The sequence below is a fragment of the Dechloromonas sp. A34 genome (assembly GCF_026261605.1).
GTDB lineage: Bacteria > Pseudomonadota > Gammaproteobacteria > Burkholderiales > Rhodocyclaceae > Azonexus.
Genome location: NZ_CP102486.1, coordinates 2,652,435 through 2,677,796, shown reverse-complemented (window position 1 = coordinate 2,677,796; position 25,362 = coordinate 2,652,435). Strand labels below are relative to the sequence as shown.

The 25,362-nt window shown below is 62.6% G+C and carries 27 protein-coding genes; 8 read left to right on the top strand and 19 right to left on the bottom strand.

The window, feature by feature from the left end:
• Positions 1-48: 48 nt before the first annotated feature.
• From NQE15_RS13380 to NQE15_RS13345, 8 genes are all read left to right on the top strand, one after another.
• Positions 49-1,677 carry an ATP-binding protein gene (locus tag NQE15_RS13380; RefSeq protein WP_265942085.1) on the top strand — a complete coding sequence of 543 codons (1,629 nt, stop codon included), beginning with the start codon at positions 49-51 and terminating at the stop codon, positions 1,675-1,677.
• The gene (locus NQE15_RS13375) at positions 1,664-2,674 is read left to right on the top strand and encodes a toprim domain-containing protein (RefSeq protein WP_265942083.1); all 1,011 of its coding nucleotides are present in this window, start codon (positions 1,664-1,666) and stop codon (positions 2,672-2,674) included. The genes NQE15_RS13380 and NQE15_RS13375 overlap by 14 nt, the downstream gene beginning before the upstream one ends.
• Positions 2,675-2,951: 277 nt before the next feature.
• Positions 2,952-4,016 carry a DUF932 domain-containing protein gene (locus NQE15_RS13370; RefSeq protein WP_265942081.1) on the top strand — a complete coding sequence of 355 codons (1,065 nt, stop codon included), beginning with the start codon at positions 2,952-2,954 and terminating at the stop codon, positions 4,014-4,016.
• 353 nt (positions 4,017-4,369) lie between these two features.
• Positions 4,370-4,669, top strand: a complete 300-nt coding sequence (locus tag NQE15_RS13365) for a hypothetical protein (protein WP_265942079.1) — start codon at positions 4,370-4,372, stop codon at positions 4,667-4,669.
• A gap of 12 nt (positions 4,670-4,681) precedes the next feature.
• The gene (locus NQE15_RS13360; RefSeq protein WP_265942077.1) at positions 4,682-5,320 is read left to right on the top strand and encodes a FlhC family transcriptional regulator; all 639 of its coding nucleotides are present in this window, start codon (positions 4,682-4,684) and stop codon (positions 5,318-5,320) included.
• A 77-nt stretch (positions 5,321-5,397) separates the two neighbouring features.
• Positions 5,398-7,083, top strand: a complete 1,686-nt coding sequence (gene mobH, locus NQE15_RS13355) for a MobH family relaxase (protein ID WP_265942075.1) — start codon at positions 5,398-5,400, stop codon at positions 7,081-7,083.
• A 1-nt stretch (position 7,084) separates the two neighbouring features.
• Positions 7,085-8,992 (top strand): conjugative transfer system coupling protein TraD, encoded by a 1,908-nt coding sequence (gene traD / locus NQE15_RS13350; RefSeq protein ID WP_265942073.1) that lies wholly within the window; start codon positions 7,085-7,087, stop codon positions 8,990-8,992.
• Positions 8,989-9,612, top strand: coding sequence for a DUF4400 domain-containing protein (locus NQE15_RS13345; protein WP_265942071.1), 624 nt, complete (start codon positions 8,989-8,991; stop codon positions 9,610-9,612). Before traD ends, NQE15_RS13345 begins: the two co-directional genes overlap by 4 nt.
• A gap of 298 nt (positions 9,613-9,910) precedes the next feature.
• Here the strand turns inward: NQE15_RS13345 and NQE15_RS13340 are convergent, their stop codons facing one another.
• The 19 genes from NQE15_RS13340 to clrB all read right to left on the bottom strand — a co-directional run bounded on the left by NQE15_RS13340 (position 9,911) and on the right by clrB (position 25,358).
• Complete coding sequence (locus NQE15_RS13340) at positions 9,911-10,777, bottom strand: sterol desaturase family protein (RefSeq protein WP_265942069.1); 867 nt, start codon at positions 10,775-10,777, stop codon at positions 9,911-9,913.
• Positions 10,778-10,843: 66 nt separating this feature from the next.
• Positions 10,844-11,302, bottom strand: coding sequence for a rhodanese-like domain-containing protein (locus NQE15_RS13335; protein WP_265942067.1), 459 nt, complete (start codon positions 11,300-11,302; stop codon positions 10,844-10,846).
• Positions 11,303-11,342: 40 nt separating this feature from the next.
• Entirely contained in the window at positions 11,343-11,918 is a 576-nt protein-coding gene (locus NQE15_RS13330) for a class I SAM-dependent methyltransferase (RefSeq protein ID WP_265942065.1), read from the bottom strand.
• 30 nt (positions 11,919-11,948) lie between these two features.
• The gene (locus NQE15_RS13325) at positions 11,949-13,121 is read right to left on the bottom strand and encodes a trans-sulfuration enzyme family protein (protein WP_265942063.1); all 1,173 of its coding nucleotides are present in this window, start codon (positions 13,119-13,121) and stop codon (positions 11,949-11,951) included.
• 48 nt (positions 13,122-13,169) lie between these two features.
• Positions 13,170-14,300: an MFS transporter gene (locus NQE15_RS13320; RefSeq protein WP_265942061.1), complete on the bottom strand. Its 1,131-nt coding sequence runs from the start codon at positions 14,298-14,300 to the stop codon at positions 13,170-13,172.
• A 79-nt stretch (positions 14,301-14,379) separates the two neighbouring features.
• A complete protein-coding gene (locus NQE15_RS13315) occupies positions 14,380-14,724 on the bottom strand; it encodes a rhodanese-like domain-containing protein (protein ID WP_265942059.1) in 345 nt (114 codons plus the stop codon).
• Between the two features lie 158 nt (positions 14,725-14,882).
• Complete coding sequence (locus tag NQE15_RS13310; RefSeq protein WP_265942057.1) at positions 14,883-15,224, bottom strand: DsrE/DsrF/TusD sulfur relay family protein; 342 nt, start codon at positions 15,222-15,224, stop codon at positions 14,883-14,885.
• A gap of 31 nt (positions 15,225-15,255) precedes the next feature.
• Positions 15,256-15,696, bottom strand: coding sequence for a hypothetical protein (locus NQE15_RS13305; RefSeq protein ID WP_265942055.1), 441 nt, complete (start codon positions 15,694-15,696; stop codon positions 15,256-15,258).
• A gap of 23 nt (positions 15,697-15,719) precedes the next feature.
• Entirely contained in the window at positions 15,720-16,388 is a 669-nt protein-coding gene (locus NQE15_RS13300; protein WP_265942053.1) for an ArsR/SmtB family transcription factor, read from the bottom strand.
• A 234-nt stretch (positions 16,389-16,622) separates the two neighbouring features.
• On the bottom strand, positions 16,623-16,868 hold the full coding sequence (locus NQE15_RS13295; RefSeq protein ID WP_265942051.1) for a hypothetical protein: 246 nt from the start codon (positions 16,866-16,868) through the stop codon (positions 16,623-16,625).
• A 98-nt stretch (positions 16,869-16,966) separates the two neighbouring features.
• Positions 16,967-18,187 carry a DUF1302 family protein gene (locus tag NQE15_RS13290; protein ID WP_265942049.1) on the bottom strand — a complete coding sequence of 407 codons (1,221 nt, stop codon included), beginning with the start codon at positions 18,185-18,187 and terminating at the stop codon, positions 16,967-16,969.
• Positions 18,187-18,978, bottom strand: a complete 792-nt coding sequence (locus tag NQE15_RS13285; protein ID WP_265942047.1) for an outer membrane lipoprotein-sorting protein — start codon at positions 18,976-18,978, stop codon at positions 18,187-18,189. Before NQE15_RS13285 ends, NQE15_RS13290 begins: the two co-directional genes overlap by 1 nt.
• 1 nt (position 18,979) lies before the next feature.
• The gene (locus tag NQE15_RS13280) at positions 18,980-20,686 is read right to left on the bottom strand and encodes an efflux RND transporter permease subunit (RefSeq protein ID WP_265942045.1); all 1,707 of its coding nucleotides are present in this window, start codon (positions 20,684-20,686) and stop codon (positions 18,980-18,982) included.
• The gene (locus tag NQE15_RS13275) at positions 20,674-21,315 is read right to left on the bottom strand and encodes a hypothetical protein (RefSeq protein WP_265942043.1); all 642 of its coding nucleotides are present in this window, start codon (positions 21,313-21,315) and stop codon (positions 20,674-20,676) included. Before NQE15_RS13275 ends, NQE15_RS13280 begins: the two co-directional genes overlap by 13 nt.
• A gap of 36 nt (positions 21,316-21,351) precedes the next feature.
• Complete coding sequence (locus NQE15_RS13270; protein WP_265942041.1) at positions 21,352-22,503, bottom strand: NAD(P)/FAD-dependent oxidoreductase; 1,152 nt, start codon at positions 22,501-22,503, stop codon at positions 21,352-21,354.
• 10 nt (positions 22,504-22,513) lie between these two features.
• Entirely contained in the window at positions 22,514-22,861 is a 348-nt protein-coding gene (locus NQE15_RS13265; RefSeq protein ID WP_265942038.1) for a DsrE/DsrF/TusD sulfur relay family protein, read from the bottom strand.
• Between the two features lie 230 nt (positions 22,862-23,091).
• Entirely contained in the window at positions 23,092-23,757 is a 666-nt protein-coding gene (locus NQE15_RS13260; protein WP_265942036.1) for an ethylbenzene dehydrogenase-related protein, read from the bottom strand.
• A gap of 33 nt (positions 23,758-23,790) precedes the next feature.
• The gene (locus NQE15_RS13255) at positions 23,791-24,378 is read right to left on the bottom strand and encodes a molecular chaperone TorD family protein (protein WP_265942034.1); all 588 of its coding nucleotides are present in this window, start codon (positions 24,376-24,378) and stop codon (positions 23,791-23,793) included.
• Entirely contained in the window at positions 24,375-25,358 is a 984-nt protein-coding gene (clrB, locus tag NQE15_RS13250) for a chlorate reductase subunit beta (RefSeq protein ID WP_265942032.1), read from the bottom strand. Before clrB ends, NQE15_RS13255 begins: the two co-directional genes overlap by 4 nt.
• Positions 25,359-25,362 lie beyond the last annotated feature (4 nt).

Below are 25,362 nucleotides of genomic sequence, written 5' to 3'. Positions count from 1 at the left end.
GATCCGTCCCGCCAGGGCCGGGTTCCGCCTGCACTCATGGATCACATCATGCAGATACAGGTTCGAATCAACGAGGAAGGCGCGCTGCGCAACCAGCGCTACGCTTTCACCGACCGTTTCACGCTCGTCTCCGAGCTGTTGCAGAACGCCCGCCGCGCCGGCGCGATGCGCATCGAAATCCATTACGACGCCACCGCGCAGGTGCTGCGGGTGGAAGACGATGGCCAGGGCCTCGACGACTTTCAGAAGCTCCTGAGCTTCCACGAGTCGGGCTGGGATGTGGCCACCAGTGCCAAGGAGCGCCCTTTCGGGGTGGGCTTCTCAAAGTGCCTGTATGCCGCCACGCGCTGCATCGTCGCGTCAAAGCATCAGCGGGTCGATATCGACACCGCGGCGGCGCTGGCCAAGGCATCCATCGAGGTGGAGCCCATCACCGAAGCTTTTACCGGTACCCGGATCGAGTTGCACGGCGTTGACCTGCCCGACCTCGGAAATCGCATCGAGAGCTTGTGCCTGGGGTTTCCGGTGGAGGTGCTGTTCAACGGCAAACCGCTGTTGCGGCGCTTTGCCGCCGCGCATCTGGCGACGATGGCCAGCCCGATGGGTACGGTCCACCTCACCGGTACGCGGGACGGCAAGTTCAGCTACAACACCCTGGTCTTCCTGCAGGGCTTCTGCGTCATGAAGCCCAACTACTGCCCGTTCGATGAGGTCAATGTCGTGCACCTGGATTCGCGCCAGTTCATGGCGCGCCTGCCGGATCGCGACAAGTTGATCGACGAGGACGTACAAAGAAAGCGGATCGATACCGAGTTGAAGGCCTGCTGGCGGCAGACGCTAGAGGTCGCCAAGACCCAGCTTTCGCCAGAACGCTTCGTCGAGACCTACTACGCGGCGATGCGGGGCTGGGGACAGTTGGACCTGCTGAACGACCTTGACGTGCTGCCCGCCGAGTTGTTCGACGAGATCGTCGACTATCCGATCCAGGATGACGATCGCAGCTATGTCCGGCAAGTTGCCGTAGCGCCCACCCGCCAAGCCGTCGAGAGCGGCGCGGTGACCCTGGTGTCCCTCGACTGGTTGGACGACGACAACGCGGCGCGCTGGATGTTGGCCCGGGCCAAGGGCTATCTGGTCTTCGACTGGATCGGCCTAGGTTCCGAGCACTGGGCATGGCGCCACGTACGTTTCCTGGACCAGGAAACGGTGCAAGTCGAAGCGGTGTCCGAACAGCTTCGCGTCCAGTTGGAAGGGCGTTGGGTGTGGCCGACGGTGATCCTGTGCGGGAGCGTCATCCTGCGCTCCGCCAAGGACGTAGCCGAGATCACCGACGCGGGCGTCTGCCACGGGGATGTCTTGTACATCCCGGCCGGCGAGACCTCCGGCGAGCCGGTACGTCAGGCCTCGTCCTTCATCGACGAGAACGACCAGTTCCAAGCCTCGGACCTGGATGCGGATCGCGATGCGCTGGCGGATTTGATCCGTCGCCTGCGTTCGGTCGATCCGGTGCAGACGCTGGACTCGCTGCTGCAGGAATTGCGGCTGGGCCGGTATCCGCTGCTGCACGGCAAGGCCTTCCAGGTCACCGTGGGGGTGGGTGCTGCACCCGGCCATTCGGTGGCCCTGGTTGCCGAAGAGGGTTCTGCCAATGCGGGAGCTGGCCATGCAGGATCGTGAGTACGCGGCCCGCATCGAAGCGGTCAAGCAGCGTGCCCATGGCCGGTGGACGGAAATCCTGGCGAGCTTGGGCGTGGATGAACGCATCCTCAAGCGGCGCAACCTGCCTTGCCCCTTGTGCGGTGGCACGGATCGGTTCCAGTACACCGACAAGTTCGGCGAGGGGAACTACCACTGCCGCCAATGCGGCCCGGGTGGCGGCTTCAAGCTGTTGCAAGCCGTCATGGGCGCGGACTTCAACACCGCGCTGCGTGACGTCGAGCGCTGCCTGGGGATGATGCCGGTGACGGCACCGTCCCGAACAAACGAGCCTTCAGCCGAGCGCATGAAGAAGCTGGCCCAACGTATCTGGAACGAGGCCAAAGCAGTAACGGTGGGCGACGAGGTCGATCGCTACCTGAGCGGCCGGGGTCTCGCCCTGCCGGTGTATCCGAAGGTGCTGCGCTTCCACCCTGCCCTCGGCTATTACCAGAAGGATGCCGCCGGCAAGTCACGCAAGATCGCCGAGTACCCAGCGATGCTCGCCTGCATCCAAGGCGCCGACGGCCACGCCGTGACGCTACACCGGACCTATCTTCGGGACGGCGGCAAGCTCGCGGCGCTCGATGCGAAGAAGGTGCTCTCGGCTGGGATCAACGGCGCCGCGGTCCGTTTGTTCGATGCGGCCGAGGAACTGGCGATCAGCGAAGGCATCGAGACCGGCCTCGCCCTGCATCTGGCGACCGGCAAGCCGGTCTGGGCCGGCCTCAACGCCGGCAACCTGGAGAAGTTGTGGCTGCCGGATTCGGTGCGCAAGGTCTGCATTTATGCCGACAACGACGCCGATGGCGACTTCGCCGGCCAGGCCTTCGCCTTCGCGCTGGCGCGCCGGTTGAAGCGGGAGGAGAAAACGACCGGTCGGCGGCAAGTGCGGGTGTTCCTGCCCAAGCATGCCGGCACCGATTGGGCCGATGTTTGGCGTCAACGCCTGGAAGCCCAGGCGCCGCGTGCGGCATGAATGTTTGATGAAGGGTGCGGCCGGTCGGCTGCACCCGCCTTTTCAGCGGCACTGCATCAGGCGGTGACGGTGAAAAGGCCCCTTTGTTTGCCCTACTGGTAGTTGTCACACCAGGCGGCGCCCCACGGCGCCGCGAAGACAGCCCTGGAGTTCCGGCGCGATTTCTCGCGCCCTTTCTGGACCGGCGACCGCTGGTCCGTCATCGACCCTGGCGGGGATGCGCTTCCCCCGAGGGGTGATGCCGTCTCCGCTTTTCTTTTCCGACAAGGAGATTGCTATGAAAAACGGACGTTCGCTCGTTAGCCTGGCCCAGGAACTGGAGCGCCAACTGCATTCGAAGAAGGACTTGATCGTGCCCTCGACGCTGGTACGCCATGCCACCGACGAGTTGGGAAGCACGCGACTCATCATCGAGGAAGGCGGCAGCCCGGTGCACTACGGCGTCACGCCCTTGGCGCGTCGCCAGTTGGCGGACAAGCTGAAGATCCCGTATGCCTATTTCGAGCGCATGCGCGAGGACCAGCCGGCCCTGCTCGACCGCAATGTGAACACCTGGCTGCAGAGCGAGGACGAGCGGCGCATGCTGCGCACCCTGGACGGTCAGGTGCGCGCCGTGTTGTCGGATCGCTACCGCCGCCTGGACAACTTCGACCTGGCCGAGAGTGTGCTGCCCATCCTGCAGCAACTGCCCGAGGTACGCTTCGAGTCGGTCGAACTGACCGAGACGAAGATGTACCTGAAGTGCATCACGCCACGCCTCAAATACGAGATGGCGCCCGGCGATGTGGTGCAGGCCGGGGTCGTGATCTCGAACTCGGAGGTCGGCCAGGGCACGCTGTCGGTGCAGCCGCTGCTGTTCCGGCTGGTGTGCAGCAATGGCTTGATCGCTGCCGACCGCTCGCTGCGCAAGACCCACGTGGGACGCGCGCTCGGTGGCGAGGATGAACGCATCCAGGTGTACCAGGACGACACCTTGCGCGCCGACGACAAGGCCTTCTTCCTCAAGGTGCGCGACGTGGTGCAGGCGGCAGTGTCGGAAGCGACCTTCCGCCAGACGGCGCAGAAGATGCAGAAGACGCTCAACATCCCGCTGGTGGGCGACCCGGTGAAGACGGTCGAGGTGCTGGCCCAGCGCTATACCTTGAACGATACCGAGCGCACCGGCGTGCTGCGGCACCTGATCGCCGAAGGGCAGTTGTCGGGCTATGGGCTGGTCAATGCGGTCACGCATTACAGCCAGGAGGTCGAGGACTACGACCGCGCGACGGAGTTCGAAGCGCTGGGCGGCCGGCTGATCGACTTGCCGGCCCATGAGTGGAAAGGGTTGGCAGAAGCGGCCTAATCTTCAAGATCGCTGAAAGCCTGGCCGAGACAATTGCTCCGGCCAGGTCTTCCGCCCTTTCCTATGTCGCCACCTTCATGTCATTAACATGGATAATCCGCTCGGCGTGGTCGCCGCAGCCGGCCTGCGATGGCGCGATTCGCCAAGCAACGGCATCGATCGGACCTTGCGTGTGGCAAGAAGATCGGCGCCCCTTTCTACCGTGTAAATGCTATTGCCATACAGCATTCACGGTATCTATTCTGATTTGATCTGCCCTCACTGCAACCCATGGCACCGGATCACGCACGAGGTTTTCCAAACTCGATGTCGGAGGTACTGATCGCACGAAGGGCTAACCGGAGACCAGGACCATGAGCCACGTGACGCTTACCGATGCCGAATGGATCAACCTGAACATGCTCGTCGTCATACGCGCCGGTCTTCAGTATGACATCGCTTCGACCTGCTGCCGGTACGGGCTCAATACGGCGCAAGCCAACCATCTTCGAGAACTGAGCCTCGATGAGTTGTGGTCCCTGGTAATCCACGTCGGCGACACGACCCTGTTCCCGCCCCGCGCCGACCTGGTGACGCTCTTGAGCGCGCCGCGGCCGCTGGCAGGTCCCATGGCACTCGTTCATCCACCCAAGCCCTTGGAAGGACTGCGGTAGGGGCCATTATCCATGCCGACGCGCGGCGACCGGCACCTGCGTGCCATACAACTGGCGAAGCAATTGGCGGCGCTCGGCGCTCGGCTGAAGACGATCCACCTCATCACCGGCATCCCGCCGCGCCAAGTGCAGAGCCTCTTCTTCCCCGATTCCCGATCCATCCCCCGTGGACGCGCCCCCGATTCGGCCGAGTGGTATCACGGCGCCAATCTCATCCTGCGGTCCGACGCCTGCCTCATTGGCGCCAGATACCGCCAGTTGCGCAACCAGGGACTCACGGCCGGCGAAGCCCTGGTCTTCGCCTACCGTGCCTACCAGGCTGCCACGCTGCCGCCTTACCGTATCAGCCTGGACCGAGCCTTCAACCTCGTCTCCTATATCGACGGCATCTGGCTGACCAATGCGCCGGCGCTATCCGTGCTGACCTGCCCCCGGTGCGGCTGCGAGTTCATTGCCGCGGTCGGCACCGTGGCACACCCCGGTGAGACTTGCCCCTTTTGCAAGCTGCTGGAACGCTTTCACCTGGACCATCGCATCCAAGCGTCTTACCCGGCTCGCCCTGCCCTTGACATGACCGGGCGCCAGATGGGCATGCTGGCGTTTTTTCACATGCTGAGTCCCGGGGCCGAAGGCGATACCCCTTCCGAATAGGCCCCGTTTCGGCGGGACAGGCAAGGTAGCCGACCCGAGAATGGCCACTGCGCATTCTCGCCGGATGCAGTACCGCCATGCCCGCCACGCCAACGCCTGTCACTTGCTACCCCGCCTCCGACCCGGGCTTCGCCGCCGTGCCGGTCGATGATCTGCTGGCCGGCGAAGCAGACCTGATCGCACGCATCAAGCTCTGTTACGGCATCGACCGGGACGGCTTCGAGCGCGACGTATTGACGCTGGTGCATCGCTATGCCGCCTGCGTACATCTGCTGCCGGCGACCGCAGACAACTATTTCAGCAAGCCGGGCGGCCTCCTGCGGCTCGGCCTGGAAACCGCCTTCTTCAGCCTGCAAGGTACCGATGCGCACATCTTCTCGGGACGGATGAGCATCTCGGCACGCCGCCAACTGGAGCCACGCTGGCGCCATGCAACTTTCATCGCCGGGCTGTGCTGCGAATTGCACCGGCTGATGAGCCATATCATCGTCACCGATGCCGCCGGCGAAGCATGGCCGGCCTTCCTGCAGCCGCTGGCCGACTGGCTGGCGACCCGGGGCAGCGAGCGCTATTTCCTGCGCTGGCGACCGCAGGCGGTCGAGGCGCGCGGCCTGGGTCTGTTCGCACTACCGCACGTGGTGCCGCCGGCGGTGATGGCCGACCTGTCCGAGGGCAACACAGTTATCGTGCCGCATCTGCTAGCCAGCATCGGCGGCATCCCGGTCTATCGCGACCACAACATCCTCGACGAACTCGTGCGCCGCTCGCTGGCGCTGGTCATCGACCGCAACCTGGTCGCCAGCGCCGACCGCTACGGTTCGCCGCAATACGGCTCGCACCTGGAGCGTTACCTGGTCGATGCCCTGCGCCGGCTCACCAGCGGCAACTCGGCCTGGGCGGCCAACCGCGAGAAGTCGCGCCTGTGGTTCGGACAGGACGGTCTGTTCCTGGTCTGGCCCGGCGCCGCCGAGGATGTCCACCAGTTGCTCGAAGCCGACCAACTGGCCGGCATCCCCAAGGCACCCGAGACGATGCTGGAACTGCTGCTGGCCGCTGGCGTGTTCGAAGCGGCCGCGGCGGGCCGCTCGACCTGGTCCATCCAGCCGCCCGGCGCCAAGGCCCCGCTGGAAGCCGTCAAGCTCTCGGCCCCGGCCATTCTCCTCGCCGGAATCGATCCGCCACCCGTCGCCTTGCCCCAGGCACTGGAATTCAAGCCAGCACAGGCGTCTGCGCCAGTTGCGCCGCAGACGCCTGCTCCCGTGCCGCCGCTGGCACCGCTGGCACCGCTGAAGAGCGGCACCCAGTTGTCGCTCATTCCGCCGCCCGAGCCGGCCGCCGATAGTGACGTCCGCGTGGCGCCGGTCGTGGAAACACCCGGATCAGCCTCGCCGGAACCGGCGACGACACCGCCGTCGGCAACCTTCGCCTTGCAAGCACCGATGCGTCTGAACCCGGTCGTGCGCGACGCCCTGGCGGAGGCCGTTCGCACGCTGAATGATGGCATGGGTCCGCCCACGGTATGCACCGTCGCCCAAGGAGTATTCGTACCGCTGGAGGAATTCGGGCGGCGCGGCGTCCAGCCATCCCTTGCCATGCGTGCCCTCACCGAGGCGAACCTGCTGGTGAAACCCAACCGCAATGGCCCGCCGACGCTGTCGCGTGAATTCAACGGCAACCCCACCGTCGGCATCGTGCTCGACCCGCGCTGCGTAAGTGGACTCGATCTGTTGGGCTTTGCCGCACCACCGGCGGAAGGAAGCTGAGATGCTGGTACGCCGCTACGAGATGCCCTGGCGCCGGGCCTACGAGGTCTATGCCGGTCTCGCCTGGTGGCTGGCGCTGGTCTATTTCGTTGGCGTCGGCGTAGCCGGCGCACTCCCCCGGCAACTGGCCCTACCTCTGGCGCTCGTCTGCTTCGCGATGGGCGTGCTGCGGGTGGCCCAGGCACTGCGCATGCTGGTCTTGCGCGCTTCCCTCGGTGGACGAGGCATCGAGGTCGTCGGTACCGACGACCTGGCCCGCTGGTGCAAGGATCCAGCCTTGGTGTTCCTGGGCTTCGGCTTCGAATGGCGGCCGGTGCATTCGCAGCGGCTCTATGAGCTCGCCAAGATCGACTACCGCGAGTACGCGGTGTCGCCACACCTGCTTCGGATCTTGGGCTACGACAGCAAGCCCCAGCCGGACGCCGAGATCGGCCTGCCCTATATCCACGGCGTCGAACCGAACGAAGGCCCCTTGCATCGGCCGCTGCAGAACTTCGAGGGCGGTACGCTGCTGGTCGGGACCACCCAGTCTGGCAAGGGCGTGGCACTGGCCAACCTGATCACCCAGGCGATCCGGCGCGGCGACGTCGTGATCGTCATCGACCCGAAGAACAGCCGCCGGCTCAAACGGGTCGTCGAGCGCGCCTGCGCCGACTACCGCGAGCCGGATACCTTCCTGGAGTTCCACCCGGCCTTTCCGGAGCGGGGGGTACGGCTGGATTTCACCTTCAACTGGCAGAAGCCCACCGAGATCGCCTCGCGTATCCAGTCCATCATGCCGCCGGACACGGCCGGGGCCTTCTCGGCCTTCGGCTGGGATGCCGTCAACGTCGTGGTACAGGGCCTGGTCGAAATCGAGGAACGGCCAAATCTGATGAAACTGACCAAGTACATCGAGGGCGGCATCGAGCCGGTACTGGAGAACTCACTGCGCCGCTACTACGATCAGACCCTGGGCGCCGGCTGGCGCGAACTACCAGACATGAAGCGGCGGCTGCACGATGCCCATCGCGGCAACATTAAACGGCCGTCGGAGGCGGCCAGCGCCGACCTGATGGCCTTCGTCGCCTACTACGAGCACCACGTCCCCCAGAACCAGCGCAACAAGGTGATCGATGCCCAAGTGCGAACCTTTCGCCACAACCGCGAGCACTACCAGAAGATCACCGCCAACCTGCTGCCCATCCTGTCGATGCTGACTTCGGGCGACCTGGGGCGCAGCCTCTCGCCGGACCCCTTCGACGCCGACGACACGCGACCCATCATGAACTTCGAGAAAATCGAGCGCGCCGGCCACGTGCTCTATATGTGCCTGGACTCCCTTCCCGATCCGTCGGTCGCCTCGGCGATCGGCGCCCTGGCGCTCGCCGACCAGGCGGCGCGCGCCGGCATGCGCTACAACCTGGGCGGCTACCGGCGCATCGCGCTCTTTGTCGACGAGGTCTCGAACGTCATCAACCAGCCGCTGATCGAGATCCTCAACAAGGGCGCCGAGGGTGGCATCTTTACCACCTGCGCGATGCAGACCCTGGCCGACCTGGCCAAGCGGCTGGGTAGCGAAGATGCGGCGCGCATGGCGCTGGGCAACCTCAACAATCTGATCGCCCTGCGCACCAAGGACCGGCCAACCCAGGACTTCGTGGTCGAGACCTTCGGCAAGACGGCGATTCACACCGTGCGGGTGGGCCTGAGCCACGGGTCAGACGCCCACCTCGGCGACTTCTCGTCGAGCTATTCCACCCAACTCACCGAGAGCTTCGAGGAGATGGTGCCGGCGGATGTGCTCGGGAAGCTGCCTAATCTCCAATACTTCGCCTCGGTGTCGGGAGGCCGGATTATCAAGGGGCGGTTTCCTATCCTCGATCCCGATGCGGATTCGCTCCGCCCCCCAAAAAAGACGGCCGCATGATCCGCGCCGTCGCCGTGTTGTCGTTGCTCGTCCTGCTGGTCCTGGTGCTGTATGTGCCGTCGGCCCATCCCCCGGAGCGCTTCCTCGCGCAGCTACGCGCCGAGCATGACGCAGCCGCCGCCTACTGGGGCGCCGAGCCGGCTACCCGCATGCTGGATCGGGCAATGCGCATGCAAGATTCGACGGCCCAGGTCACGCCGATTCCTGCCGCGAAGGATGCGCCTTCGCCGGCGGGCGTGAACGGCGCGGTGTCCCGGGAGATGTCCTCGGTCAACCAGCGCCTCTTCAACAACGCCTACTTCCGCGCCGTCGACGCGCTGCTCCTGCTCTCCAGCTATCGACTGTCCACCCTGCTCGAATGGCTGCCCTGGTTGGCGGCATTCGTCTTGGCTGCAGTCGTCGACGGCGGATTCGCGCGGCTCATCAAGGCCAAGGAGTTCCTTCAGCACGATCCGGAAATGTTCGCGCTGTACGCCTGCCTGGGGATCGTGATCCTCTGCGCGACGGTTATCGGCTTCGTGCTGCCAGTGATGCTGCATCCGCTGCTGCTACCGTGCGTGCCGCTGGTGGTCGGAGGGCTGGCCGGGCGGGCGCTGGGGTGTTTTCATCGACGTGGATAAGGCGGCATTACCCTGCGACGAAATCGGTACGATTCGCAAAACGATAGGTGCACATTGATTTCCAATGTCATGACCACATCACTGAATGTCAGCATCGCAGTACAAATAACACCCCGGCGCACCTGGCGCACTTCGGCCATAACAGGCGATTGACTTCATCCTTGTCTCAGACTGCTTGAGATGGCAAACCAGCCGTTCGAAAACACAAAATTTCTGACACGCTTAGAACTCAAACCGAGCGACGACCTCATGAGCCTAGCTACGGCAATGCTTCACCTAAGCAAGTTGTGAACTGCCGCTATTCCTCGCGGGGTGGATCCATAAAGCTGCGACGATTGATCGCATAGTTCTTGATCTCTCCACGGAAAGGCAACAAAAGCATCCCATCGAGGCGCGCCACTTCCTGCGGGTTGCGATGATCGCGGATACCGATGGTCATACCGATTTGACCGGCGTGCGGCTGTTCGCGGTAGGTGCCGAGCAGGCGGTCCCACCAGGTCAGGTTGAAACCAAAATTGGAGTTGGTTTCATCATCTTCAATCGAGTGATGCACCCGATGCATGTCCGGGGTCACCAAAACCCAGCGCAGTACCCGGTCCAGCGCCGCCGGTAGGCGGATGTTGCCGTGATTGAACATGGCCGTGGCGTTGAGCATCACTTCAAAAATTACGACGGCAACCACCGGGGCACCGAGCACGACGATGGTCGCAAACTTGATCAGCATCGACAGGATGATCTCGAAGGGATGAAAACGGGCGCCGGTCGTGACATCGAAGTCACGGTCCGCATGATGCACCCGATGCAACCGCCATAGTGCTGGCACGGCATGGACCATGACATGCTGCAACCAGATGACGAAATCCATGGCGACGACGGCCAGCGGGATGGCGATGAGCATCGGCACCTGAAAATGGTTGAGCAGTCCCCAGCCCTGCTCGGCACAGAACAGCGCCATTCCCGCTCCTGCGAGCGGAAAAAGCAACCGCAGCACCACGGTATTGAGTACCACCAGGCCAAGGTTGCTGGCCCAGCGCAAGGTTTTGGATACGGTCAGCGCGCGCCGTGGAGCCAGTAGCTCCCAACTAGCAATCACAGCGAACACCCCAAGAAAAAAGCCGAGCCGGATAGCGGGTTCGTTGGCCAGAACGAATTGTTCGAAGTCCATGAATTTTGCTTTCAAATCACCGTTGACCGCACCCTGCAGGAAACCGACCTTGGTATAACAAATTGCTCAGTGCTGGGCGGCGCCCGTCGCCTTGCTGGCGGCATCCAGCCCGCCCTTGGTTTTCCATTCGGCAAAGCCGCCTTGCAGAATCCGCACATTGTCGTAACCGGCAATGCGCAGCGCGAAACCGGCCTGGGCCGACAGGCTGCCAGTGTTGCAGTAGATCAACACCGGCTTGTCTTTGGGAATTGACTGACGCTGGGCGATCACCTGGCGCCATTCGAGATTGACTGCGCCGGGAATGTGCTCCTTCGCATATTGATCCTTGTCGCGGGCATCGATGACGTGAAAGCGTTTCCAGTCTTCCCGCGGAATTTGCTCGGGAAACATCGTGGCGCCGCCGTAGTCGACGAAATCGAGGTATTCCTCCATGGCCTTGACCGCTTCGTCACGGTTGTCGGCCATGGCCGGCGCAGAAAGTACGGCGAGCGCCAGCAGACCGGCGCGGAGCAGATTGATTGACATGGTTTGTCTCCTTTTTTGTTTATGTTGGGGAAAATCGAATTCAGCGCTGACCGAGCAGGCCGAAGTGATAGGGGCAACTGGCTTGCAGATCGATGCTCCGGATCGCCTTGAAGCCGGCTTCCTGCATCCACGCCTGGCATTGCTCGGGTGTCGGCCGGATCTCCAGCGATGGGCCGCGCGGCGTAGGCATGTCGCTGCGCCAGTGGATCACCGAGAGCACGCCACCGGTGCCAAGCACGCGATGCGCTTCACGCAGCAGGGCAACCGGATTCTCCAGATGCAACAGATTGAAGATCATGGCATGGGCTTGCGAAGCACTTTCCAGCCCGGTGCCGTCGGCAACGAAATCCCTGACTTCAGGCCGGATATTGTCGCGTTTCTCGACATCGGCTTTTTGCCGAACAGCCTCGACCATCGCCGGTTCGATATCGAGGGCAGTGACGATGCCCGTGGTTCGCCGGGCAGCCGGCAGTGTAAAGGTACCGAACCCACAACCAAACTCTACGGTGTGGCCGAGCGAGTTGCCCAGAATCAGCAGTTGGTCGAGCGCCGCTTCCGGGTCGAAGAATGTTGCCCAGTAAGCCTCCTCCGGCATGCCGCTTTCACGTCCTTTCATATTTTCCCCCAGCCATGTCTGACATCCCCTTCATCCCAGCGCCTGTTCCAGATCGGCAATCAGGTCGGCCGCATCTTCAAGGCCGACTGACAGACGCAGCATGGCATCCGAGATGCCGCGCCGTTGGCGTTCTTCCTGTGTCAGCCCGTGGTGTGTGGTCGTGCAGGGCTGGGTGACCAGGCTCTCGGCACCGCCCAGACTCGGCGCCAGGGCAAACAGGCGCAAACGGTCGGCGACGCGGGTAGCATCGTCGCCCGTCCCCTTGATGTCGATGCTGACCATGCCACCGAAACCGTGCATCTGTTCGCACGCCAGAGCATGACCGGGAAACTCTGGCAGCCCCGGATAATAGACACGGGCAATCTTCGGGTGCTTGAGCATGGCTTCCGCCACTGTCTGAGCCGTAGCATTTTGTTGCTGCACGCGGACGACCAGCGTGCGCAGGCTACGCGAAAGGAGCGAGGCGGTTTCCGGTGCGATCATCGAACCAAGGTTCTTGCGCCAGTTCCAGACCGGCATCAGGTCTGCCTTGCAACCCATCAGCGTGCCGGCCGTCAGGTCGCTATGGCCACCGAGATACTTGGTGGCGCTATGCACGACGAAATCGGCACCGAGTTCGAGCGGGCGCTGATTGACTGGCGAAGCGAAGGTGTTGTCCACCGCCACCTTGGCGCCATGAGCATGGGCAATGGCGGCAATGGCACGGATGTCGAGCAGTTCCAGCGTCGGATTGGTCGGGGTTTCGAAGAAAACCAGTTTGGCCCCTTCGGCCAGCAAGGCGTCGAGCCGGTCTATTTCGCTGCCGAGTATCAGGTGGGTCTTGATGCCAAGCAGCGGCAACTGGCTGGCCAGCAGTTCCAGCGTGCCGCCATAGGCATCACCAATGCAGACGACGCCTTCGCGTCCGTGGGTCAGGAACAGTGCAGTTTCCGCCGCCATCCCCGAGCAGAAGGCCCAGGCCATCTCGGCATTCTCCAATCCGGCCAGCGTTTCCTCCAGGGCGAAAATGCTCGGATTCAACCCGTAACGGGTGTACAGGCTGCCGGGCTTTCTGCCATCAACCACATCGAGCAGGTCGGCGGTAGAGGGAAAGGCAAACGTCGTGGTGTTGTAGATCGGGATATGCGGGCTGCCGTGAGCGTCCCGGGCACTGTGCCCGTGGATGGCGCGCGTGGATAGAGCGGCTTTCTGTACTTTGGACATCAGGAATCTCCTCGGTTTTGTTTGTTTGATTCGGGGTATTGATTCGTTTCAAGCGGCGGCCGGCACAGATTGTTGACGACGTTCCAGCGCGACCGCGGCAAACAGCGCGACGACCAGCAGCGGCAGCACGGCAAGATTGAGCGTCGCCCAGCCAAACTGGTTGTAAAGCCAACCGGCAGAAAGCGTGGCGAATGCGACCAGACCAAATACCGCCGCTTCATTGACCGCCTGCACCTTCAGTTGCTCGGCAGGCCGGTAGGTCTGAGTCAGCAAGGCGGTGCCGCCGATAAAAGCGAAATTCCAGCCGACGCCGAGGAAAATCAAGGCCGACAGGAAGTTCAAAAACTCGTTACCGGACAAGGCAAGTACGACATGGATAAGCAGCAGTACGAAGCCAGCCTGCATGACGCGCGGGGCGCCGTAGCGTTTGATCAGCGAACCGGTGAAGAACGACGGGGCGAACATGCCGACTACGTGCCACTGGATAACCGGCGTCACGCTGCTACCCGGCAAGCCGCAACCAAGCATGGCGAGCGGCGTTGCCGTCATCACCATGATCATCACGGCATAGCCGGCGGCGGCGCCGAGAATTGAAACCCGCAAGGCCGGCTGTGCCAGAATCGTGCCCAACGATCGGGCATCGCCGCCTCGAGCGACCGCGACCGGTGGCAGGCGCAGGCCGGTCAGCAGGGCAAAAGCAAACAGACTCAGGCAGCCCTGGGCCAGATAGGAGCCGACAAAAAAATCGCCGGAAATCCAGTCGCGCCCCCATTGCCCAAGTTGCGGGCCAAGGAAGGCGGCGACGACGCCACCGGCTACCACCAAGGAAATGGCGCGACTACTGTGACCCGGATCGGTTGCTTCGACGGCGGCGAAGCGATAGTAGTTGGCGAAGCCTTGGTAAACACCGAGCAGCAGATGACCAAGGGCAAACAGTTTGAACGACTGCTCGTGCAGCGCGACGGCACAGAGCACACTGCCACTGGCACCGAGCAAGGCCCCGAGCAGGAAGCCGAAGCGGCGCCCATACCGACGCATCAGCATGGCGGCGGGTATCGAGGCGATTGCCGTGCCGATAACCATCAGGGCGATCGGCAGGGTGGCCAGACTTTTGTCGGGGGCCAGCGTATTGCCGAGAATGGCACCCAGCGCCATCGACATAACGACAGCCGAGAGCATCAGTGCCTGGCTGGTGGCCAGGAGAGCGACGTTGCTTAGACCTTTGAATGCAGCGGACTCAATGCTTGAGCGCAATGTCTTACACTGCATTTTTGTCATCTTGTCCCTCATCTTCCTGCCAGCCGCTGATACCGCCAGCAAGTGGGATGGCTTTGTCGTAGCCCATTGTTTGCAATAACTCGGCGGCTGCGCGGGATCTCGAGACGCCAAAATTGCAGACGGTCACGATGATCGAATCTGTGGAGAATTCGCAAGCCCGAGCAGCTAGTTGCTCCCCTGGGATATTGATTGCAGTCTCAACATGTCGATCCGCAAACTCTTCTGCCGACCGGACATCGACAATGACTACCTGATCCCCGCGCCCCATTAATTGGCGCAGGTCACTCGCCTCCATGAAAACATCCGGTTTTCTATATGTGCTCATTCATTGTTCCAGGCAAGGTTTTGCCGATCCGAATTATCAAGATGGACTGAATAAAGTTATGGCCGAGGCGCACCGCATATCTGATGCCATACCGTAGATGGGACGGTCGGCATGCCCATGCTTATCGGCATTTCGCGCCGCTCAACCGGTTTTGCGCTTTAGAAAACCAAAACCTTGTCAGCCTCTGCGGTCCATGCTGCCAGTTCAAGTAGTGTGCTGCGTTGCGCGCCCTCGACAACGTCACTTGGGGTGATACCGCGGGCATCCATACACGTGCCGCACAGGCCGACTTCGCCGCCAACCATGCGCACCATGTCACCGGCGTTGTAGTACCCCTCCGGCACTTTCTGGCCAGCCTTGGCGCAGGCTACCGCATCGCCCATCAAGAAGATGCGGACCGATTCGCCTTCGCGCTTGCCCAGCGCTTTGGCTAGGCGCAAGGCGTTGTAACTGCGCTCGGTGCCATAGGGGGCATCGTTGAGAATAAAAAGTGTTTGCATGGCGAATCTCCCTTTTGAATAGCTGAAATGCCTACTTGCCCCCTGCCTTGATACTGGCCTTCAAGGCATCGAAGTCCTTGCGCACGGTATCGTTGAACAGCAGCCCGGATTTCCCCTGCTTGGGTACGCTCTCCATGTCCAGCACATCGGCGATGATCTGGTAACTGGCCGCACCGTTGAAGTCCTTGCCGTCGGCGACAATCAGTTGGCTGCCGTAGAACACGGCCGGCGCGGGAAGTCCGGGTGCCAGGCTGGACGGCAGCAGTTGGATGGGCACACGGTAGGTGTTGGCAATCTCGGCGGCGACCTGCAGATTGCCATTGCAGCGCTGCCCCGGGGGATCCTTGGCGATGAAGGTGAGGACGCTGCGGCCGCCGACATCCTTGGCGCCGGGCACCGCCATCGAGACCTCGGCAGCACTGGCCGAAAATACGAAAAACAGTCCAGCAACGGCGGCAGCGAACGATTTCATGGGAATTGCTCCGGGAAAGGGGATCAGTTTTTACTGGTTTCGATGGGTAGACCGCAGGCTGCCCATTCGCTGACGCCATCGCTGATCTTCTGGGCGGCGAAGCCTTTGGCGCGCAGCAATTTGACCGCTTCGTCGGACATCAGGCAGAACGGGCCGCGACAGTAGGCGACGATGGCGCAATCGGCGGGCAGGTCGGCCAGGCGCTTTTCCAGTTCGCCGAGCGGCATGGAACGGGCGAAAGGCAGGTGGCCGGCTTCGTATTCGGCCGGCGGGCGGACGTCGATGACGATCACCTCGCCCTGCTTCGCTTTCTGCAACAGGCTTTCCCGGCTCTCCGAACAGAGGCTGTCCGGGGCGCTGGCCATCTGACTGAGAGCGACGCGCAATTCGACGAGGTGTTCCTCGGCGGTTTCGCGTAGCGTCACCCAGAGTTGGGCGACGTCCGGACCGCTCAGCCGGTAGTGGATGTATTTGCCGTCGCGGCGGGTGTCGACCAGACGGGCTTCGCGTAGCGCCTTGAGGTGGGCACTGGTCAGGCGCATGTCGATGGCCGCCTGGACAGCCAGGGTTTCGACCGTTTTTTCACCCTGGGCAAGCAGTTCGAGCAGTTCCAGCCGCTTTGGGCTGGACAGCGACTTGCCGATGCGGGCGACGTGTTCGTAGAGGAAGGACTTGGTAGGCTTGCTTGTCATGCCAACAATCTTATGTATATTGGAATGATTGTCAAGGAAACTCTTTTCATCTTTCAGTGCGAATCACGATGGAATGCGCAGGCGCCGTGTGCCGCAGCTCTGTTCTACGCATTCTCGCTGCCAAATCAAACTGCAGGATGCAGCGATGCGCCGGAGGGAAGCTGAATATCGAATCGATCGCCGTTTGCGGCACTCAATCCTGGATTCTTGATTCAAGCGGCAAGTTGTCCGTCGTCAGCGCATAGCGGCGTAATTGCTGGAAAGTTCTTCGAGCGTGCGCTGCAGAGTGTCATTGATCTGTTTTTCGCAGCACCCCATCAGTACGGCATCATCAATAAGATCCTGAGCGAGTTGCCTGAATTCAGTCAAATTTTCGTTGAGCACTTTGATTTTTTCGACGCACGCCACTGCTGAACCGTCGGGCGCAAGCCAAACTGGCGGAGTAGTTTCCCCTTCTCGGCGCCTCTCGCTTAATACCATTTCCTATCCTTTCCCAATATTCTCGCAAGCTCCAACACTATCAACAGCTACCCACTAGGCGGCAAGGCGCTGCTGTTTACAGCAGGAAATACGTCGATTCAGAATTCATAACGGACCTGAAGGTAAGCATTGTCGTCCTCCGCCAACTGTCCGAACTGCCCCCAGCGCTTACCGCCGAAGAGATTGGCGCCGAGCGCGCCCCACACCTTGTCGGTGAAACTGTAGCGAAGCTCTGGATTCACGAAGTAGTCGCCGTTGCTGGTGTTGTATGAAGCATAGGCAGAAAGCCGTAGCGTCTGGTGCTGGAAAAACTGCGTCAAGCGCAGCGTTGCGGTCTGGTTCCAACGATGGTCGACCGGAAAGCCGGCGGGCAATGCCGCCCGGTAGGCGCCGTAGTCGTGCATATATTCGACGTAATACTGGAAGCCGAGCGACAGATCTTCGAGCGGCTGAATCTGGTAGCCGACGAGCAGCCGGGTCTGGGCGTTGGGTACGGCGAAGTCGTTTCCCGAGCGGTCATCGCGCGCATCGTAATAGGCGCCTTCCACACTCAGCACCCCGTTCCCCGCCCGCCCGGACGCGCTCGCACCGTAGACCGAGAGGGCGGGGTAGAAATAGGTGATTCGCGTTGGCGCCGTCATGTTGTCGGGCCGCATCGCGGGTGTGCGCTGGAAGCCACGATAAAGGTAAAGCGCCGCGTCGACGCCGGCGATATCGCGATAGATCCGCAGCCCGACCTCGCCTTGGTCCGGCTTGATGGTCTGGCGATCGGTCACTGCGGGCATGGGGTCGAAGAGATGGAAGCGGCGTGCATCCGGAATACGACTCTCGCGGAAGTTCGGTGCCAGCACCAGTTCGAGCGAGGCGAATTCCGGATAGGCGCCGAATTTCACCGCATCCACGCCGCGCTTGAGGTACTCCAGCGGACGCCCGGCGAAAAGCGCCTCGTGGTCCTTGGGAAAAACGTCATTCACGAACACCAGGTCGCCCACGCCCCAGGTGATGACCTGGCGGCCGATACGCAGGTCCCAGTTGCTGGCCGTGTAATCGACATAGCCCTCACGCAACTCGGCTTCGTCCTGGCGGCCGAGGTGGTCGTACGCCAAGTCGCCCTTGGCGAGCAGGCGCCAGGCGCCACCGGTCGCATCGAGCTTGATTTGGGCCCGCTCTTCCAGCCACTTGTAATGGCGGCCGTCCGGATTCGTCGTCACGGTGTTGACGGCGGTGTTCTGCTGCAAGAAGCCGGACAGCGTCACTTCCGCCCGTGCCGCCGGCAGTGCCAGCAGGACGGCGGCGCAGAACGTGGCCGAGCGCAGCATCAGTCAACCCATTTGCGCGGCGGCTGGCGCAGGAAGCGTTCAGAGAACAGGCTGTCCTCGATGCCCAGATCGTAGTCGGCCTTGAGGTAGGCGACCTCGCTGCGATGGCCGGTCTGCAGGTTTTTCATGGTGCGCTTGACGATGGTCGGCACCCCCTTCACCTCGGCCACTTCATCGGCGTTGAATTGCTTGTAGAGGGCACCTTTGCGGTCGTACTGGTCCTCCTTGAGCGGCAGGAAGGTGGCCTTATCCACCCACGTCAGCTTGGCGCCGAAATCGGTATCCGTCCCCTTAGGCGTGCTCTTCACCACGTAGCTGTCGCGGCTGCCGACCTTCTCCTCGCGCTCGATAACGTGCGAATCGTCGTCGATATCGCGGCCGGAGACGTCCTCGTAGGTGAAATCCGAGCCGACGAAGCTGGAGCGCTTGTCCTGGGCGGCGATGCGCTTGACCATGTTGATGGCGGGAATGAACATCCAGCGGTCGTCGTCCTTGGCCGGGTACTTGTAGATCATGAAGCTCATGTCCTTGACGTCGGCTGGCTGGAAGAAATACATGAAGTACTTCTGCTCGCCGCCGGCTTCGCCCGCGTTCTTGCGCAACATGGTCATTTCGCGGATTCGTTCGGCGCCGTCCCGGTTGATGAGCTTCATCACCACCCGCGCCTTGAAATCCTTGCCCGGGTAGAGGAAGGCCGCCTGGGATTTCTTCATCACCTCCTCGCCCGTCAGGGCCAGGGCCTGCAGGGGCAGCATCAGGCCAACGATCAGCCACAGCCAACAACGTTTCATGTCAATCTCCTTGCGCAGGTGCCGGGGCGAGTTTCGCGGCCGGCATCGGTTGATCGAACAACCAGCCACGCCCCAACATGATCAAGGCGGGCAGGAACAGAACGGTGAGCAGGGCCGAGAGCAGCATCATGCTGACGATGAAGGCCCCTACTGCGATATAGGGCGTCAGCGGGGCGAACATCATGACCGAGAAGGCGGCCGCGAACAGCAGGGCGTTGCGGAAGATGCCCTTGCCCGGCCGCGCCGCGGTCCACAACAAGGCCTCGCGCAGATCGCCGCCGGTCTCGGCCAGATGCTGGCGGAAGCGGCTGACGAAATGAATGGCAAAGTCCACCGCCATGCCCAGAGACAGACAACTCAGCACCGACAAGGGCATGTCGAAATCCTTGCCGATGAAGCCGACCACGCCGTAGATGAGCAGGATGGTAAACAGCAGCGGGATATAGCCGACCAGCGCCCAGCGGGCCGAGCGGAAAGCCAGGGCGAGGATGACGAAGACCACCACCAGCGCCAGACCCAGGCCGAGCACCATGTCCCCCAGCACCTCGTCGTTCCAGACCAGGTTGAAATAGGCGATACCGGCCGGCTTGACCGATGCCGCCAGGGGATAGGCCTGCTGGTAGGCTGCCGCCGCATCGATCACCTGGCGCATGGCGTCGGCATCCCAGGTCTTCAATTGCACCCAGACATTGGCTTTCTGAAAAGCCGGATCCACCACGTTGTCGAGATCCGCGGGTTTGGCCGACATACTGAACAGGAAGAGATACTGGCCGATGCTGTCCTGGGTCGGCGGCACGGTGTCGAACAAGGATGCATCGTCGTGCAGCACCCGGTTGATGCGCTTCACGTAGTCGGCGACCGAGAAGGTCTTGCCCACCACGGGTAGCGTTTCCAGATGGCGCTGCAGACCCTCCAGCCAACGCATGGCCTCGGGCTGTTTCATGAAATCCGCCGCCGTGGACTCCACCACCAGGTAGCCGAGCGAGGTGCCGCCCAGCGCCGCATTCATCGCCGTGTCAGCCACGCGAATCTCGCTCGACTGCTTGAACCAGGCCACCATATTGTTGTTGACGTGGATTTTCGAGGTGCCGACGAGGGCCGTCAGCAGCAGGCAAAAACCGACCAGCGCGGTCACCCGCGGGTGATCGGTGCCGATTGCGCCAACCCGGCGCAGGAAGCGGGCGCTGCGATCGAGTTCGATGCTTTCGTGCTCGGCGGCACGAACGATATTTTCTTCCTTGACGAAGGTGAGAATGGCCGGGATCAGGCTGAAGGAGAACAGGCGCAGCACCACCGTGCCGAAGGCAATCAGGCCGCCGAAAACCTGCACCGGCACGATGTCCATGAAAAGCAGCACGGCGAAGCCGGCGGTGGTGGCGAGGGCCGTGTAGCGCACCGGCCGGCTCACCGCCTGCATGGTTTCGCGGATCGCCGCCAGCTTGTCATGCCGCTCGCGGTAGCGAAAGTAGAACTCGTTGAATATGTGGATGCTGTCGGTGGCGATAGCCATCAGGAAGACCGGCGCCATCGAGCTCATGATATGCACCGGAAAACCAGCGCCGATCAGCAGGCCCATGCTCCAGAGGATGGCCGCCATGGCCACCGCCATCATGGCGACGGACAGTGCCAGGTTGCGGAACATCAGCTGGATGGCGGCGAACATGATCAGGCCGGCGATGGGCGAGAAAATGCCCATCAGTTTGAACATCTCGGCCCCGAAGGTATCGCGGGCGACCGGATCGCCGGCGATGTAATAGCGCTCGGGCCCGGCTCCCCGGCCACGATGGCAGCGAGTTTCTGAGCGATCTCGGCACCGTTGGCACCCTTTTCCAGCGGCACGTAAATCGCAGTGGTCTTGCCGTCCCGGGAGATGACGCGATCCACCAGCAGCGGATTCCCGAACAGAGCCACACGCAGCGCCGACACCTCGGCTTCCGTCTTCGGTGCGCCCGGCATCAGGGGCCCTACTTTCAACGTGCCGGCCTCGGCGGTAACGTTAGTAATGGTGGTCAAACCATTGACGTCGCGGCTGGCGACGCCATCGAGCATGAGGATGGCATCGGTGATGCGGGCGATACGCCCCAGCGTCTCCCGGTTCAGCACACCGGCTTCATTGCGCACGCCGACGACCAGGGTGTCTTCGTAGAGCGCGAAGGTCTTGTCGACTTTGTCGTTCCAGACCCGCACGTCGGATGTCTCCGGCAGCATGTGCTTCGGATTGGTGTCGGTGCGCAGGCGCGGCAACTGGGTGAGGAACAGCAGGGTCAGCAGGCCGACCAGCAGCAGCACCCACTTCGGGCGGCGAATGGAAAATTCGACCAGGGAGAATTTCGTCATGGCGGGCTCGCTTGCATGGATGCTTTCTTCAATCGGTCAGAACCGGCGCCACAGCCAGTATTTTTCGTAGACGAGCTTGCCGGCGTGCCAGAGCAGGCCGGGCGCGTGCATTTTTACTTGCGGTGTCGGCTCGGCATAGAAGTTGCCCCTCCCCATGCCGGCGCGATGATTGCCGGTTTCGATGAAACACATGCCTTCCCCCTCAAATTGCCGCGTGTCGCCCTGGCCGGTCCAACCCTGGGCGATGTTGTGGGCCACCACTTCCGCCTGGCCATGGGCGAAAACCCCGGCTTTCGGCAAAGGACGGCCCATGGCCAGGGGAATGGTGGTGACATCGCCGATGGCATAAATACCCTCGAAGCGCGTTTGCAGGGTATGGCGATCCACCGGCACCCAGCCACTTTCGTTGCACAGCCCAGCTTCGCGCACCACGGCCGGGGCGCGATGCGGCGGCACGTAGAGCAGGAGATCGAATTCGGCCTCGGCCCCGTTGGCGAAAACGAGCTTGCGGGCCGCCACGTCCACCGTGCTGACCTGGTGTTCGGGGAAATAACCGATTCCCCGCCCTTCCAGCATGCCGCGCACGGCACCGCCGATCTGCGGCCCGGCCACCACCATCGGAGCGGCTTCGGCGGCAAAAAAATCGATGCGGGCGGCACTCCGCCGGCCCGCCTTGCGCAGACTGGCATCCACCAGCAGGGCCGCCTCGTAGGGGGCTGCCGGGCATTTGTAGGCGGGGGCGGCGGTGAGGATGACGATGCGTCCGCCCTTGAATGTCGCCAGTGCCTGGCGGATCGCCTCAGCGCCGTCCAGGGTGTAGAGGGATAAGCCGGCCTCGGTCAGGCCCGGGATTGCCGCGTCGGCATAGTCGGCTCCCAGGGCGACGATCAGCGCGTCGGCGGCGATGGCTCGGCCATCGATCTCGGCACTGCGCCCGGCCGGATCGATCTTGGTGACCTCCCCTTGCCAGAACTCGATGCCACGGCGATCCAGGCGCCCGTAGGAACGGGTGATGTCCGCTGGGCGACGCTCGCCAACCATCAACCAAAGCAGCGACGGCGGGAAAAAGTGTGCGCCGTTGCGCTCGACGACCACCACCCGGTGGCTGGCGGGGAGAAGGCGACGGAGTTCCTCGGCGGCAACCAGCCCACCCAGTCCAGCGCCAAGAACGAGAACGGTGCGCGCCATGGCGGCCTCCTCAGAAAACCAGAGTCTTGTCGGCGGCCGCCGTCCACTCGGCCAACTCGTTCAAGGTGCTGCGCCGCGCGCCCTCGACCACCTCGGCATCGCCGATGCCGCGGGCCGTCATGCAGGTGCCGCAGAGGCCCACGTTGCCGTTGGCGGCGACCATACGCACCATGTCGCCGGCATTGTAATAACCGTCGGGCACCTGCTGGCCGGCCTTGGCGCAGGCGACGGCATCGCCCATCAGGAAGACGCTGACTTCCTGCCCCGCCTGCTTGGCGAGCGCGCGGGCGAGGCGCAGCGCGTTGTAGCTGCGCTCGCTGCCGTAGGGAGGATCGTTAAGGATGAACAGGATTTTCATGGTGAGCCTCCGAAATGAACTGGGAAACAATCGATCAGGAACCAACCTGAAAGTCGAGCCAACTCCGGCCTGTTTTCAGATCCGGCTACCCCGACCGCATTCCATCAGTCTAACGTTCGTTGGAATGATGTCAATACTTTCCGAAAATTTAACCGGAAGCTTGCGCCTCCGGTTCGTTTCATCACACATCCGCCGCCGTTAACAACGCTCGAGACGGCCGGCGGCAACGGTCAGAAGCGCAGTTGCCACCACTCCATGGTCACCGCCTTGAAGCCGTCCCGTTCCTGGTTGTCGCCATCCCACGCGGCGAATGCGATCGGCACGCTGCCCTTGCCGAGCAGGCTGGCGCCCTCGTCGGCCTTGACCTTCAAGGTGCGGGTGAGAACCACTGCCCATCCGCTATCGGTGCGTGCCGCCGCGCTCTTCAGGCCGTCGAAGGGCAGTCGCGTCGCGCTACCGAAGCCGTGCGCCACCAGGCTCTCCGTGCGACCGTCGGCGCGCCAGTGCCAGACATTCACCGGAGCCTTCGGGTCACCCATGAAAGGAACGGTGGACGCCTTGCCATTAACCGGAAACTGCACCGCGACCCCATCGACGAAGCGGTTGTTATCGCTGACCTTGGTGTTGGCCGTCTTGTCGTTCCAGCGCAGTCGCACATACAGCACGTTCCCGGCCCGCACCGCCTGGGCCGTTAGCTGTTCGTTCAGCGCCGTGCCGACGATCGAGGGGTGCCCGGGGAAGGCCGTCTGCAACGCCACCTGGGCGACCGGCGCCTTTTCCCAGATGGCGGCATCAGTTGATCGGGCGTCCACCCCGGCCGCTGCCGTGAATACCTGCAGGGTCTTGCTAGCCGCCGGGCGGCGACGGTGGGTGCGCTCAGGGCGGCGACTGAACACAGAGCCGCCAACGAGAGTTTCTTCGCCATTCCGTTAGCTTTCATGTGATGCCTCCAATCGATTCGCTTCTTCGTTGAGCTGGCTCCGGTGCTGGCGCACCAGATCGGCCAGGGCGGCGCCATACTCGCTGTAGGCCGTGCCCGTTCCTTCGAGCTTGCGCTGAAATTCGGGCAACCAAACCACCAGGTGGCGGTCGAGGAAATCCCGTGTGGCGCGGCGGAAAGGGGCGGCATCGCCCCCCTTGCCTTCGGCGGCGTGCTCCTGCTGGCAGAGCCAGGCGACGAATTCAAGTTCGGTCACCAGATGATCGGGATAGTCCCGGTCATTCTCGTTGAGCAGGACATCGAAGTATTCATAGAAGCGCAACAGTTCCTGCAGGATGCCGTCACGCCCGCACTCGGGCCGGTTAATGCCTTCGAACAGGGCCACCGGCTTGCCGTTGCTCCCCACCTCGAAAGCGGCCAAGTACTCCGCCTCCAGCGTCTCCCGGCTCAGATCAGGATCCACCAGTCCGGATTCGGACAAGCGTTGCCAGACTTCCGGGCTGGGATAGGAGAACACCTGGGCCATCGCCAGATAGCCGCCGGCCAGGGCTTCGGCAGTGTTGATCGTCGCGTTCATATGCCGTACCTATCCTTGTTGGTGTAGCCGATGAGGATGTCGGTGAGTTCCGAGGCCTGCGCCTGGCGGCGCTTGGCCATCTCCCCCCCGAGCGTTGCCAGGGCCTGCTTGACCCCCGGTCCGAACAGCGCTTCCAGATCCTCGATCGGAATGCGCGGCTTGTCGCCGAGGCGACCGTCCTCCTCGAAGGGCGGCGGCGTGACGTTCATCGGCGGCACGTAGAAGACGTTGGGCTGGGTGCCATGCTCGGCGTGCAGCGGCAGGGCGATTTTCCACTGGTCGACCAGCTTGTAGATCGGTCCGTCCTTGTCGTCGCGATAGCCCCAGAAGCGGATGCGGCCCGAGCACTGCTTGACGCAGGCGGGCGCCTCGCCCTTTTCGACCCGCGGATAGCAGCCAATGCACTTCTCCGACTTGCCGCTCTGCATGTTGAAGTAGATCTTGCCGTAGGGGCAGGCCTTGACGCAGTAGCGGTAGCCGCGGCAGCGCTCCTGGTCGACCACCACCAGCCCGTCCTCCTCGCGCTTGTAGATCGCTTTGGTCGGGCACGCCGCCAGGCACGCCGGATTGGAGCAATGGTTGCAGATGCGCGGCAGATAGAAGTAGTGGTTGTTCGGGAATTCGCCCTTGCCCTCGTCCTCGTCCCAGTTCGGACCCCAAGTCGGCTTCTCGTCGGGTACCACCTGGTTGCTCTTGCCTTCCACCAGCGTTTCCAGAAGGTTGTAGTTCCAGGTGCCGCCGTAGTCGGCCCGGATCGGGATGATGCCGTTGGTTTTGATGTTGCCATCCTTGTCGAAGCCGCCGCCCTTCTGCTCCCAGTTCTTCGGGTAGCCCTTGCCGGGACGGGTCTCGACGTTGTTCCAGTACATGTACTCGCGCCCGTCGCGATTGGTCCACAACTGCTTGCAGGCCATCGTGCAGGTGTGGCAACCGATGCACTTGTTCAAATCGAATACGTAGGCCAACTGTCTCTTGCTCATGATC